This is a genomic window from Paraburkholderia sp. SARCC-3016 (assembly GCF_031119615.1).
In the GTDB taxonomy this organism is placed as follows: Bacteria; Pseudomonadota; Gammaproteobacteria; order Burkholderiales; family Burkholderiaceae; genus Paraburkholderia.
The window spans coordinates 1-14,193 of record NZ_JAVHZD010000034.1; the positions used below are offsets into that span (position 1 = coordinate 1).

Here is a 14,193-nt window from a genome sequence, read left to right on the forward strand (position 1 = left end):
AAGCGGTCTTAGGAAGACAAAACATTCTACCAACTCCTTGGCTCACAGAACGACATGGCTACGATCCGACTTGCCCGGGATCGTCCTGGCGTAGATCGAGAACACCGGCATGATCATGAAGAGACCGAGCATGCGGAGCGCGAAAATCGACGCAAGCGCCACGGTCGCGCGCATCTCAGATGCGCTCATGCGAGTGGAAGCGGCAGACGGATTGGACATCGATGGAGATTTTCTGATGAACGTGCGGATGCGGGCTCGGCCCGGCTCGCGTTGGGTGACGCACCGCGCCCGCTTTTTGCTGCACTTGCGGTGATGCACATTTGCGATGCGCCGCATCTTGCCACACCGTCCGCTGCAGAGTCCGATTCACGGCCCGCCGCACAGCCCGCTGCACAGCCGTTTCACCGAGCTTGCACAGGCTTTCGGGCACGATCAGGTCGCCATAACGGCGGTCTGGAAAAGTCGTTATAGTAGCAGGTTTAGTTTCCCTTCTTCCCGCAGGATTCATGGAACAAATCCGTATCCGTGGGGCTCGCACCCACAACCTGAAAAACGTCAATCTCGACTTGCCGCGTCACAAGTTGATCGTGATTACCGGGCTGTCGGGGTCGGGCAAGTCGTCGCTTGCGTTCGACACGCTATATGCGGAAGGGCAACGGCGGTACGTGGAAAGTCTGTCGGCCTATGCGCGGCAGTTTCTACAACTGATGGAAAAGCCCGACGTCGATCTGATCGAGGGGCTGTCGCCGGCCATTTCGATCGAGCAGAAAGCGACGTCGCACAATCCGCGCTCGACCGTCGGCACGGTCACCGAAATTCACGACTATCTGCGCCTGCTGTTCGCGCGCGTCGGCACGCCTTACTGTCCGGATCACAACATTCCGCTCGAAGCGCAAAGCGTGTCGCAAATGGTCGACGCGGCGCTCGCGCTGCCGGAAGACACGAAGCTGATGATCCTCGCGCCCGTTGTCGCAAACCGCAAGGGCGAGCACGCGGAGCTGTTCGAAGAGATGCAGGCGCAAGGCTTCATTCGTTTTCGCGTGCGCTCTGGCGGCGGTACCGCGAATGAAGGCGTCGCGAAAATCTACGAGGTCGATTCGCTGCCCGCGCTGAAAAAGAACGACAAGCACTCGATCGACGTCGTCGTCGACCGTCTGAAAGTGCGGCCGGATATGAAGCAGCGTCTCGCCGAATCGTTCGAAACGGCGCTGCGCCTGGCCGACGGCCGCGCGATCGCGCTCGAAATGGACACCGACACCGAGCATCTGTTCAGCTCGAAGTTCGCGTGCCCGATCTGCTCGTACTCGCTGCAGGAGCTCGAGCCGCGCCTCTTTTCGTTCAACAATCCGATGGGCGCGTGCCCCGAGTGCGACGGGCTCGGGCAGATCACGTTCTTCGATCCGAAACGCGTGGTCGCGCATCCGTCGCTGTCGCTGGCGGCGGGCGCGGTCAAGGGCTGGGATCGGCGCAACCAGTTTTATTTCCAGATGCTGCAAAGCCTCGCGGCGTTCTACGAATTCGACATCGACACGCCATTCGAAGATCTGCCCGAAAAAATCCGCAAGGTGCTGCTGTACGGATCGGGCAAGCAAACCATTCCGTTCTCGTACATCAACGAGCGGGGCCGCACGTCGGTGCGCGAGCATGTATTCGAAGGGATCATTCCGAATCTCGAGCGCCGTTACCGCGAAACCGATTCGGTCGCCGTGCGCGAAGAACTCGCGAAATATCAGAACAACCAGGCATGCCCCGCGTGCGAGGGCACGCGCCTGCGCCGCGAAGCGCGTTTCGTGCGAATCGGCGCGGACGAGCACGCGCGCGGCATCTTCGAAATCAGCGGGTGGCCGCTGCGCGACACGCTCGGTTATTTCCAGACGCTGCGCCTCGAAGGCGCCAAGCGCGACATTGCCGACAAGGTGATCAAGGAAATCGTCGCACGGCTGATGTTCCTCAATAACGTCGGGCTCGATTACCTGTCGCTCGAACGCAGCGCCGAAACGCTGTCGGGCGGCGAAGCGCAGCGCATCCGGCTCGCGTCGCAAATCGGCTCGGGCCTGACCGGCGTCATGTACGTGCTCGACGAACCGTCGATCGGCCTGCATCAGCGCGACAACGACCGGCTCATCTCGACGCTGAAGCACTTGCGCGACCTCGGCAATTCGGTCGTCGTCGTCGAGCACGACGAGGACATGATCCGGATGGCCGACTATATCGTCGACATGGGGCCGGGCGCCGGCGAGCACGGCGGCATGATCATCTCCGAAGGCACGCCCGACGAAGTGCAGGCCGATCCGGCATCGCTGACGGGCCAGTATCTGAACGGCACGCGCCGCATCGAATATCCTGAAGATCGCAAGCAGCCCGACGAGCGGCATCTGCGCATCATCGAGGCGTACGGCAACAATCTGAAGCGCGTGACGCTCGACCTGCCGGTCGGCCTGCTCACGTGCGTGACGGGCGTCTCGGGCTCCGGCAAGTCGACGCTGATCAACGACACGCTTTACCAGGCGGTCGCGCACCATCTTTACGGCTCGGCAACCGAGCCGGCGCCGTTCGAGGCGATCGAAGGCCTCGAGCATTTCGACAAGGTGATCAACGTCGACCAATCGCCGATCGGCCGCACGCCGCGCTCGAACCCGGCTACCTATACGGGCGTGTTCACGCCGATCCGCGAGCTGTTCGCGGGCGTGCCGGCCGCGAAAGAGCGCGGCTACGACCCGGGCCGCTTTTCGTTCAACGTAAAGGGCGGCCGCTGCGAAGCGTGTCAGGGCGACGGCGTGATCAAGGTGGAAATGCACTTTCTGCCCGACGTCTACGTGCCGTGCGACGTGTGCCACGGCAAGCGCTACAACCGCGAAACGCTGGAAGTACAGTACAAGGGCAAGAACATCAGCGAAGTGCTCGACATGACCGTCGAACACGCGCACGAGTTCTTCAAGGCGGTGCCCGTCGTCGCGCGCAAGCTGAAAACGCTGCTCGACGTCGGCCTCGGTTATATTCGGCTCGGCCAGTCGGCCACCACGCTGTCCGGCGGCGAGGCGCAACGCGTGAAACTGTCGCTGGAACTGAGCAAGCGCGACACGGGTCGCACGCTATACATTCTCGACGAGCCCACGACCGGGCTACACTTCCATGACATCGCGCTCTTGCTCGAAGTCATTCACCGGCTTCGCGATCAGGGGAATACGGTCGTGATCATCGAGCATAATCTCGACGTGATCAAAACCGCCGACTGGGTCGTCGATCTCGGTCCGGAAGGCGGCGCGGGCGGCGGGCAGATCATCGCGCAGGGGACGCCCGAGCAGGTTGCGCAGTCGAAGGCAAGTTTTACCGGCCGTTATCTCGCGCCGCTGCTCGAGCGCGGTGCGCAGCCGGCGCAAGCGGAATCAGCCAGTCCGAGCTGCAAGGCAGCACGCAACGCGGCAAACCGATCGGTGCGAGCCGCAAAGCAAAGCGCATAACCCAAGCGCGCATAACCCGAGGTTGGAGACTGGACAACGCCATGGCCAAGCGTAACGAGGCGACCGACGAAAAGCCGGTACAGGATCTGCGCCCTCGCCCGGTCAGGCTGACGAGCGATATGAGTCTGCCGAAGCTGTCGGCGGTGGAAATCGGCAGCTATCTCGTCGCGCTGCTCGCGATGTGGGCGGTGCTCGAACTGAAGCTGCTCGGCGCGCTGCTCGCCGGCATGCTGGTGTTCCAGCTCGTGCACACGATCGCGCCTCGCATCGAACGGCATATGTCGAGCCAGTGGGCGCGGTGGATCTCGGTGGTGTGGCTGTCCGTCATCATTGTCGGCGTGCTGACCGGCTTTACGATCGGCATCATCGAGCATTTCGAGCACGACGTGCCGAGCGTGCAGAAGCTGCTCGATCAGGCCATGCAGCTGATGAACGACGCGCGCAGCCGCGTACCGCAGTTCATCGCGGATAACCTGCCGGTCGATGCCGATCAGATGAAGGAAAAGGCCGCGTCGATGATGCACACGCACGCCGGCTTGCTGCAGCAAAGCGGCAAGATGGTCGCGCGCGGCTTTACGCATGTGCTGATCGGCATGATCATCGGCGCGATCATCGCGGTCGGCGCGCAAAAGCACGTGCAGCGGCTGCCGCTTTCCACGGCGTTTATCCAGCGCCTGTCGCGCTTTTCCGATGCGTTCCGGCGCATCGTGTTCGCGCAGGTGAAGATCTCGAGCATCAATACCGTATTCACCGGTATTTTCCTGCTGCTGTTGCTGCCGCTCTTTCACGCGCCGCTGCCGCTCGCGAAAACGCTTGTGATCATCACGTTCATCGTCGGGCTGCTGCCGGTGATCGGCAATCTGATCTCGAACACGCTGATCGTCGCAGTCGCGCTATCGGTCAGTTTTCCGGCGGCGGTCACGTCGCTCGTATTTCTGATCGTGATACACAAGCTCGAGTACTTCCTCAATGCGCGCATCGTCGGCGGGCAGATCGAGGCGCGCGCGTGGGAGCTGCTGATCGCGATGCTCGTGATGGAAGCGGGCTTCGGCATTCCCGGCGTAATCGCAGCGCCGGTCTTCTACGCTTATATCAAGCGCGAGCTGATCTACTTGCGGCTGGTTTAGCACAGGCGCAGTTGCCACTTTCGCGCCACCTTCGCGCCGCCTGCGTGCTCGCCGGCAGGCGGCCACGCAAGCCGCCAGTTCGCCAGTCCCCGCCCGTCCTCGGCTCAGGCCGGTTAGAAGTCGAAGCGCGCGTTGAGCGCCAACGTGCGCGGATCGCCCGGTCCGACATAGTCCGCGTACTGGAACATCCAGTAGCGCCGGTTAAACAGATTGTCGACGGCCGCGCGCAGCGTCACATCGTGCCCGGCGAGGCGCGTCGTGTAGCTCGCGCCCGCATTGACCAGCAGATAGCCGCCTGTTTCCAGACCGCCCGCCGGACGCACTTCCGTGTTGCCCGTGTACTTCGCGTCGACGCCGAGACGCAGCCCCGGCACGCCCGGCACCGCATAGCTGACGTAGCCGGCGCCGACGAACTTCGGCGCGCCCGCGACGCGATTGCCGACGTTCGCCGCGCCGCGCTCGTACTTCGTGTCGATCCACATCAGGTCGCCGCCGACGGTCCAGCTCTTGCCGAGCCGCACGTCGGCGCCCGCTTCGACGCCCTGAAAGATCTGCTCGCCGTCCTGCACGAAGACGTTGGCACCGTTCGGATATTCGGCGCCGCGCTCGATGCGGAACAATGCGGCGGTCGCGCTCCAACGTTCGTGTTCGCTCTTCACGCCGAGCTCGTACTGCTTGCTGCGGATCGGCGGCAGCAACGTGCCGCCGTTCGCGTACGTGGGCCCGACGATCGAACCGGGCTCGAGCGACTGAACGTAGCTCGTATAAAGCGTCGTCGTACGTGCGAGCTTGAACATCAGCGCAACGGTCGGCGTCACGACGCCGTTCTTTCCGTACGTCGAGGTCGTGGCGCCGCCAAGCGCGTAGCCGTTCTGCTCGTAATTCGTGTATCGGACGCCGCCGAGCACCGACCAGCGGTCGGTCAACTCGATCGTATCGCTCGCGAACAGCGCCTTTTGCGTGATGTCGGCGCTCGGATAGGTCGTGAGGCCCTCCGGGCTATAGAACACGTTCGTATTCGGCTGATACAGGTTGCCGGTGCCGATCTGGTCGTAGAAGCTCGTCACCTCGTAGTCGTTGACCTGCTTCTGGTATGCGGCGCCGAACACCAGTTGATGGCCGAATGGCCCTGTCTTCACGTTCCCTTCGATCATCGCCTGCCACGACGTCAGCCGGTGCCCTTCCTTGCCTGCGAAACGGAAGTCGTCGTAGTCGCCGAGATAGTTCTGCAGGAAGAAAGTGCCTTCGTTGCGATCGCGGTAGCTCTTGCTGAAGCCGTAGGTGAAGCTCGCGGTCCAGTCGGGCGTCAGGTTGTAGCGCAGGCCGGCCGTGTACCACTGCAGGTTGGTGTTCAGATGCTGGTCCGGGCCCGAGAGGTTGTCGCTACCGCCGCTGACCGGCGGCGGCAGGTTGAGCCCCGGATACTGCGCCGTGTAGATCGCACTCGTGATGCCGGTCGCGCGGCGCTGCTGCCAGAGCAGGCCAAACGTCGCCGTCAGGTCGCGCGTAAGCCGCGCATCGAATGCGAGCGATACCGCTTCGCGTCGGATGGTTCCGTCGTTGAAGGTCTGCCCTTCCTCGTGCGTCGCGTTGATCCGGTAGCCAAACATCGCGTTCGGGCCGACGCGGCCACCGAGGTCGACGTGCTCGCTCCAAACGCCGTCGGTCCGATATCCGACGTCGACGCTGCCGAGAAACGCCGCCGAACGCGGCGGCTTCTTCGTCACGTAGTTGACGATGCCGCCTGGTGCGCCGAAGCCGTACATGAAGCCCGACAAACCTTTGAGCAACTGAACGCTCTCGAGCTGCTCGTACGGCATCGTGACGCCATAGGCGTTGAACGGCAGGCCGTCGATCTTGAACGCGTTCTGCCAGTCGAGCTGCATGCCGCGCACCGTCACGTAACTCGCCCATGCGTTGTACGGATTGCTGTTGTCCGATACCGACGCGTCGCGCATGAACACGTCGCCGAGGCTGGCCGGCTGCATGTCCTGTAGCTGCTCGTCGGTGACGATCGTGGTCGAGAACGGCGTATCGAGTTGCGAGCGGGTGCCGAGCGCGCCGCTGCTCACGTCTTCGTTCAGATGCAGCGGCATGTCCTGCGATGCGGTGATGCGCACTGCGGGCAGCGCTTTCTCTGCGGTGTCGGGCTGCGTGGCGCCGCTCGTCGCCTGCTGCTGCGCGAACGCCGGCGCGGCAACGGTGGCCATCGCCGCCGTCATCAAAACCGTCAGGTGAATCGGCTTTCTGGAGAACCGCGCGCGGAACCGGTTGCCTGACCGGTGTGACCGCGCGTGTCGTGCGGCGTCGTGCATTGTTGTCTGAACCCTCATCGCGTCGCTCGAGATTAATTGCGAACAATTCTTATTTACAAGAGACGCGATGATGCCAAATGTCGTCTGATATTTGTAAGCTAATGAAGTGCGGCATTTCGTCGCATATGCCGGAAAGGCCGGCACGGCAAAGCGAAGCGACAGGCCGAATCGCCAATTCGATTTCGACGTGCTTTCACCACCGGCGCGCAGCACCAAACCCTCCCCCTTGCAGCCTGCCTCGACAATCCTTAAGATGCGAACAATTCTTATTTAAAAAACGGACGCAGACCTATGGATCTGGATTCAATCGGGAGCGCCGTTCCGCGCGCCGCGCTGAGCGTTTTTGCCGCGCCGCGCCTGCAGCACGCGCCGCTTTCTCTGCGCGTTCCGGTTCGCGCATGAGGCCTGCACTCGTCCGTTTGCATCGATGGTTCGGTATCGCGATCGCGCTATTCCTGTTCGTCGCCGGGTCGACCGGCGCCGTGATCGCCTGGGATCACGAGCTCGACGGCTTGCTGAACCCATCGTTCTTTCACGCGCGCACCGACGGTCCCGCGTTGTCGTCGCTCGAACTCGCGCGCCGCATCGAGGCGGCCGACCCGCGTCTTCGCGTCACCTATCTGCCGCTCGCGGTCGAACCAGGCCATACGTTGCAGGCGATGGTCTGGCCGCGCACCGATCCGAAGACGCAGCAGCCGTACAAGCTCGACTTCAACCAGATCGCCGTCGACCCCGCGACCGGCGACATTCAGGGCCGCCGCGAATGGGGCGCGGTCTCGCTCGCGCGGCTCAATCTGATTCCGTTTTTGTACAAGCTGCACTACACGCTGCATCTGCCGTTCGCGGGCGGCATCGACATCGGCACATGGCTGATGGGCATCGTCGGCATCGTGTGGATCTTCGACAGCGTGATTGCGCTCGTGCTGTCGTTTCCGAGCGCGAAGGCGTGGCGCAAGTCGTTTGCGTTTCGTGTCGCGCGCGGCGGCTATCCGTTGACCTTCGATTTGCACCGCTCCGGCGGCGTCTGGATCTGGGGACTGCTGCTGATGATGGCGGTCACGTCGGTGTCGATGAACCTCAGCAACGAGGTCGTGCGGCCAATCGTGTCGTTGCTGTCGCCGCTCGCACCGACGCCGTTCTCCGATCCGGCGCTTGCGGGCACGCCGCAGCCGGGCAGGCCCGATTTGACGCGTGAACAGGTGCTCGAGGCGGCCGGCAAGATCGCCGCTGAAAAGCACATCGCCGCGCCGCCGGGCGCAATCTTCTATGCGCCTACGCTGCACACCTATGGCGTCGGCTACTTCGCCGCCGGCAAGGATCACGGCGACGGCCCGCTCGGTAATGCGTGGATCTATCTGAACGCGGAGACCGGCCAGCCGACGGGCGCGACGATTCCCGGCAAGGGTTCGGCCGGCGACATCTTCATGCAGGCGCAATTCCCGCTGCACTCGGGACGGATTGCGGGACTGGGCGGACGGATTGCGGTCAGCGCGTTGGGCGTGGCAGTGGCCGTACTGAGCGCGACCGGTTTGATGATCTGGTTGAAGAAGCTCGAAGCGCGGCGGCGCCAGACGCGCCATGGGCAATCCGTGCGCGACGCGACGCCGGCCGACATCGATGCACCGCAGGCCCGGCGTGCAAAGCGCCCGGAACGAGGAGAGCAGATCGCGTCACCGCAATAGGCAACGCGGCGACAGGCGACGCGCCCCCTGCCGCCTAGCGAAACACCACGGTCTTGCTGCCGTTCAGCACGATCCGGTGTTCGACGTGCCACTTCACCGCGCGTGCAAGCGTCACGCATTCGACGTCGCGGCCGATCGCCGTCAGTTGCTCGGGCGCCATGCTGTGGTCGACACGCTCGACTTCCTGCTCGATGATCGGGCCTTCGTCGAGATCGGTCGTCACATAGTGCGCCGTCGCGCCGATCAGCTTCACGCCCCGGTCGAACGCCTGGTAATACGGCTTCGCGCCCTTGAAGCTCGGTAAAAACGAATGGTGAATATTGATCGCGCGCCCGGCCAGACGATCGCATAGTTGCGGCGACAGAATCTGCATATAGCGCGCGAGCACGACGAGATCGGCCTGATGTTCGTCGATCACTTCGAGCACGCGCGCCTCCTGCGCAGCCTTCGCATCGGCCTTTCCATCACCCTTCGCCGCAGCGAGCGGGAAGTGATGAAACGGAATGTCGTAGCTCGCGGCGAGCTGATAAAAATCCTTGTGGTTCGAAATGATCGCCGGTATCTCGATGCCCAGTTGCCCGGTGCGATAGCGGAACAGCAGGTCGTTCAGGCAATGCCCGATCTTCGACACCATGATCACCACACGCGGCTTCACTGTCGCGTCGTGCAATTCCCAACGCATGCCGAACTGTTCGGCGAGCGCCGAAAATGCCGTGCGCAGCGCGTCGAGACCCGGGTCGCCGCCGACTTGCTGGAAGTGCACGCGCATGAAGAACTCGCCAGTGTGGCTGTCGCCGAATTGCGCGGAGTCGAGAATATTGCTGCCGCGCTCGAACAGAAAGCCCGAGACCGCATGCACGATGCCGGGCCGATCGGCGCACGACAGTTTGAGGATAAAGCTGTGATCGGTCGACATGACCCTGGTGACTCCCTTCTGCTAAACCTGTGGTTCGTTTTGCTAGTGTGGCCCGCGTGTTTGGGCCGCGCGTTTGGCCCGCGCGTTTGCCCGCGTGTTTGGGCCGCTACCTGGCCGCCCGTGCGGACGCCGTCGCGGATGCAAGCGCGGGCGGCTCGAACAGCGCCTCGATGCCCGCGCACACCTCTTCGTCGATCCATTGGCGGCGCAGCATGCAATCGAGCGTCGCGAGGCTTGCATCGACCGTCATCGACCCTTCCTCGATCCAGCGCGCCACTTCTTCGATGCGGGCGAGCCGATGCTCGCCTACTTCGCCATCCTGATTGCGCGGCGCGAAGTCTTCGGGCAGGGCGAGGTCGTAGATGAAGATCTGCTCGGCCTGTGTGCCTTCGGGCAACGACTGCAACACATGCGCCGTACGTCCCGGCGTCGCGCGAATCGCGATGTCTTCCGGAATGCCCGCCTCTTCCCAGCACTCCTTGATAATCGTCGTTCCGATGCTGAAGCCCCAACCGATCCCGCCCGCCACGACGTTGTCCAACATGCCCGGGTCGGTGGCCTTGGTCTCGCTGCGGCGAGCGATCCAGAGCCGCGGCGCACCTTGCGCGTATTCTACGACGCCGTTCAGATGCACCGCGTACGTCATGGTGCCGAAGAAGCGCGATGCGGCGCGTTCGATATACGCGAGCGGCGGCGCATCGAACGCGTTGCGGATCGCATAGGTCTCGTCGCGCCAGCCCGGAATGCGGCCGTCCGCGGCCAGCGCGCCGATCACGGCGCCGAGCGCCGCGCTGCGGCTGTCGAGCGTCGAAAAACGCGCGCTCAGCACGACGCGCTGCGCGTCGATCTCGAACACATCGGGCCAGCGCGCAAGCAGCGGCACGTCGGCCGCGCGCAACCAGCCAACCTGCTGCCCGTCGATCCAGAACGAAGCGTGCGCGTGCGCGTCGAAGCGGCGCGCGGCCGCGATTGAAGGCAAAGTCATTGAAGCTCCGGCAAATTCGTTTTCATCGGTTGGTCCTGCATGCGAGGCAACTCGAGGCGACGCGACACGGCGCGCCCGCGCATCAATCGCGCAGCGCGACGCGCAAACCGATCGCGATAAACGTCGCACCGGCAATGCGATCGAGCCACACGCCCGCGCGCGGACGGCGCTTCAGCCAGTTGCCGATCATCCCCGCGCACACGCCGAACAGCGAAAACACGGCGACTGTCTGCAGCATGAACAACGCGCCGAGTTCGAGCATCTGCACGGTCACGTTTTGCACGCCATGCGGGTTGACGAACTGCGGCAGGAACACGATGAAGAACAGCGTGACCTTCGGATTCAGCACGTTGCCGATCACGCTTTGCCGGAAGATCGATAAAAGCGGCTGCGGGGGACGCTCGTGCGCGGTCGCGAGACCTTTGCTGCGCAGCGCCTTGATGCCGATCCAGATCAGATACGCGGCGCCCGCGAGCTTGATCGCCTGGAATGCGACCGGCGACGATCGCAACACGGCCGCCACGCCGAGCGCGGCAAGTGTCGTGTGAATCGTGATGCCGGCGGCAAAACCGAGCGCCGCGACGAAGCCCGCGGCGCGGCCCTGCGAAATGCCACGCGCGAGCACCTGCAAATTGTCCGGGCCGGGCGCGAACGTGATCGCAAGCGACGTGGCGAGAAAGAGCAAAAAATTGGGCATCGCGCGAACCTTTTTAGGGGATGACCTGGTGCGACGGGTAATGCACGGCAACTGCGGCGGCTGCAGGTTTTCGGCGCGGTCGCTGCCTCAGTTGCCGCCTCAGTTGCCGCCTCAGTGACCACCTCAATGACCACCGAAGTCCGTCACCGTATAAAGCGGCAGACCCGCGGAGCGCAGCAGCGCCGACCCGCCGAGGTCGGGCAGATCGATAATCGCCGCGCCCTCGACCACCACGGCGCCGAGACGCTCGAGCAGCTTCTTGCCGGCGAGCATCGTGCCGCCGGTCGCGATCAGATCGTCGACGATCACGACGCGGTCGCCGGGTTTGCATGCGTCTTCGTGAATCTCGACGGTGGCCGCGCCGTATTCGAGCTCGTACGATTCCGACACGCGCTTGTACGGCAGCTTGCCGCTCTTGCGGATCGGAATGAAGCCGAGGTTCAGCTCGTACGCGAGAATCGGCCCGATGATGAAACCGCGTGCGTCGAGCCCCGCGACGTAATCGAGGCTCGCATCGATATAGCGCTGCACGAACAGATCGATCAGCACGCGCAGCGTTTTCGGATGCTGCAGAAGCGGCGTGATGTCGCGAAACTGCACGCCGGGCTGCGGCCAGTCGGGCACCGTGCGGATCTGGCTTTTGACGAATTCGGCCGCGTTGAGCGGCACGTTCGCAGGTGCGATGGACATGATGTCTCCAAAGGGATCTTTAACGATCCGGATCAAACTCGGGAAGAAAGTTTCCCGCATGTTCGCCATGTGCCCCTTGTTGCCGCTTGTTGCCGCTTGTTGTCCCTTGTTGCCTTTTGTTGCCGTTCGGGATCGCGGCGCCCCTCGCAACACCGGGCCGCGGGCACATGGAGTGGGATTCAGGCCGTCGCCGCACCCGCCCGCCGATGTTTCGACAGCCGCTCTTCCGCTTCGGCGAGCGCTTCGGGCAAACCGCGCAGCACGACGATGTCGCTTGCGCGCAGCTTCGTCAACGGGTCCGGCTCGACGCCGCGAATGCCGTGCCGGCGAATCGCCGTCACTTCGAGACCCAGTTCGAACAAACCTAGCTCGGCAAGCGTGCGTCCCACCGCATCGGCCTTTTCGTCGACCGGCACCGATTGTAGCCGCACCTGTTCGTGGCCGTCGTCATCGTCGACGTCGTCGGCGCCGTGGAAGTAGCCGCGCAACAGACTGTAGCGCTCGTCGCGCAATTCCTCGACCCGCCGCAGCACGCGCCGCATCGGCACGCCCATCACGACGAGCGTATGCGAGGCGAGCATCAGGCTGCCTTCGACGATCTCCGGAATCACTTCGGTTGCGCCCGCGGCGAGCAGCCGTTCGAGATCGCTGTCGTCGACGGTGCGAACGATGACCGGCAGCGTCGGTTCGAGTTCGTGGATGTTGTGCAGCACGCGTAGTGCCGACGGCGTGTTCGCGTAGGTGATCGCCACCGTTCGCGCGCGGTGGATACCCGCGGCAAGCAGCGATTCGCGGCGGCCGGCATCGCCGAATACGACCTGCTCGCCGGCCGCCGCCGCGGCCGCGACGCGATCCGGGTCAAGGTCGAGCGCGACATACGAGAGCCCTTCGTGCTCGAGCATCCGCGCTAGGTTCTGCCCCGAGCGGCCGTAACCGCAAATGATCACATGCCCGCTCTGCTTCAGGCTTTGCGTTGCGATGCGCGTCATTTGCAGCGACTGCTGCATCCACTCCGTTGACGACAGGCGCAGCACGATCCGGTCCGCGTTCTGGATCAGGAACGGCGCCGCGAGCATCGACAGCAGCATGCCCGCGAGGATTGCCTGCAGCAGCGTCGCATCGACAAGGTGCTTGTCGAGAATCAGATTCAGCAGCACGAAGCCGAACTCGCCTGCCTGCGCGAGGCCGATGCCGGTGCGCATCGCCACGCCCGGCGTCGCGCCGAACAGCCGCGCGAGCGCCGTGACCATCACGGCCTTCAGCAGAATCGGCCCGAGCAGAAAGCCGAGCACGATAAGCGGGTGCTGCCAGATCACGAGCGGATCGAGCAGCATGCCGGTCGTCACGAAGAAGAGACCGAGCAGCACGTCGCGAAACGGCTTGATGTCTTCCTCGACCTGATGCCGGTACGGCGTTTCGGCGATCAGCATGCCGGCGATAAACGCGCCGAGCGCGAGCGACAGGCCGAACCTGTCGGTGACGAACGCGGCGCCGAGCGTGACGAGCAGCAGGTTCAGCACGAACAGTTCCTGCGAGCGCCGCCGCGCGACGACGTTGAACCAGCGCGTCATGAAGCGCTGCCCGATCACGAGCAGCAGCGCGAGCGCGATGACGATCTTCACGAACGCGAGACCGAGCGCCGCCATCACATCGTGCGTATCGCCGCCGGCGAGCGCAGCGATCACGATCAGCAGCGGCACCACGGCAAGATCCTGGAACAGCAGCACACCGAAGATATTGCGGCCGTGCTCGGTCTCGATCTCGAGCCGCTCCGCGAGCATCTTGCTGGCGATCGCGGTCGACGACATCGCCAGCGCGCCGCCGAGCGCGATGCAGCCCTGCCACGACAGATGCACCCAACGCTCGACCGCGAAGCCGAGCACGATCGCAGCCGCAATCGTGCCGAGCACCTGCAGCAGACCGAGGCCGAATACGAGCTTGCGCATCGAGCGCAGCTTCGCGAGCGAAAACTCGAGGCCGATCGAGAACATCAGGAACACGACACCGAACTCGGCCAGATTCTGCGCGCCCTTCGAGTCCGGCACGATGCCGAACGCGTGCGGCCCGACGAGAATCCCCACGGTCAGATATCCGAGCATCGGCGGAAGATTCAGATACCGGAACACGACGACGCCCACGACTGAAGCAAGCAGCAGGAAGAGCGTCATTTCAAGCGGGGAAATCATCGGCGATGAGCGTCCTGGTTCGTCAGAGAACGCTGCGCGCAAAGCCCCGCGCAGCAAGGTTCAGAGGCCCGTGAAGGCAACATCCGGACGACTTCCGTCCGGCGCGGCGAACATACGCCTTTGTTATACTTCGC

General features: G+C 63.7%; 9 protein-coding genes and 1 pseudogene. 3 read left to right on the forward strand and 7 right to left on the reverse strand.

Going from position 1 to position 14,193, the window contains the following annotated elements:
- Positions 1 to 72 precede the first annotated feature (72 nt).
- Positions 73 to 219: pseudogene (locus QYH69_RS28365) on the reverse strand (MFS transporter); the annotation flags it as partial.
- Positions 220 to 506: 287 nt separating this feature from the next.
- Here QYH69_RS28365 and uvrA point away from each other — a divergent pair.
- Positions 507 to 3,461, forward strand: a complete 2,955-nt coding sequence (gene uvrA / locus QYH69_RS28370) for an excinuclease ABC subunit UvrA (protein WP_308835035.1) — start codon at positions 507 to 509, stop codon at positions 3,459 to 3,461.
- Between the two features lie 41 nt (positions 3,462 to 3,502).
- Positions 3,503 to 4,588 carry an AI-2E family transporter gene (locus tag QYH69_RS28375; protein ID WP_308835036.1) on the forward strand — a complete coding sequence of 362 codons (1,086 nt, stop codon included), beginning with the start codon at positions 3,503 to 3,505 and terminating at the stop codon, positions 4,586 to 4,588.
- 113 nt (positions 4,589 to 4,701) lie between these two features.
- On the opposite strand, the gene QYH69_RS28380 is transcribed toward QYH69_RS28375, so the two are convergent.
- Complete coding sequence (locus tag QYH69_RS28380) at positions 4,702 to 6,798, reverse strand: TonB-dependent receptor (RefSeq protein ID WP_308835037.1); 2,097 nt, start codon at positions 6,796 to 6,798, stop codon at positions 4,702 to 4,704.
- A 503-nt stretch (positions 6,799 to 7,301) separates the two neighbouring features.
- On the opposite strand from QYH69_RS28380, the gene QYH69_RS28385 reads away from it, so the two are divergent.
- Complete coding sequence (locus tag QYH69_RS28385) at positions 7,302 to 8,585, forward strand: PepSY-associated TM helix domain-containing protein (RefSeq protein WP_308835038.1); 1,284 nt, start codon at positions 7,302 to 7,304, stop codon at positions 8,583 to 8,585.
- A 34-nt stretch (positions 8,586 to 8,619) separates the two neighbouring features.
- Here QYH69_RS28385 and purU read toward each other — a convergent pair whose 3' ends face one another.
- From purU to QYH69_RS28410, 5 genes are all read right to left on the reverse strand, one after another.
- A complete protein-coding gene (gene purU / locus QYH69_RS28390; protein WP_308835039.1) occupies positions 8,620 to 9,501 on the reverse strand; it encodes a formyltetrahydrofolate deformylase in 882 nt (293 codons plus the stop codon).
- A gap of 106 nt (positions 9,502 to 9,607) precedes the next feature.
- Complete coding sequence (locus QYH69_RS28395) at positions 9,608 to 10,486, reverse strand: DUF4743 domain-containing protein (RefSeq protein WP_308835040.1); 879 nt, start codon at positions 10,484 to 10,486, stop codon at positions 9,608 to 9,610.
- 82 nt (positions 10,487 to 10,568) lie between these two features.
- Positions 10,569 to 11,183, reverse strand: a complete 615-nt coding sequence (locus tag QYH69_RS28400) for a LysE family translocator (RefSeq protein ID WP_308835041.1) — start codon at positions 11,181 to 11,183, stop codon at positions 10,569 to 10,571.
- A gap of 123 nt (positions 11,184 to 11,306) precedes the next feature.
- Positions 11,307 to 11,873 (reverse strand): adenine phosphoribosyltransferase, encoded by a 567-nt coding sequence (locus QYH69_RS28405; protein WP_075155721.1) that lies wholly within the window; start codon positions 11,871 to 11,873, stop codon positions 11,307 to 11,309.
- Between the two features lie 179 nt (positions 11,874 to 12,052).
- Positions 12,053 to 14,059 carry a cation:proton antiporter gene (locus tag QYH69_RS28410; protein ID WP_308835042.1) on the reverse strand — a complete coding sequence of 669 codons (2,007 nt, stop codon included), beginning with the start codon at positions 14,057 to 14,059 and terminating at the stop codon, positions 12,053 to 12,055.
- Positions 14,060 to 14,193 lie beyond the last annotated feature (134 nt).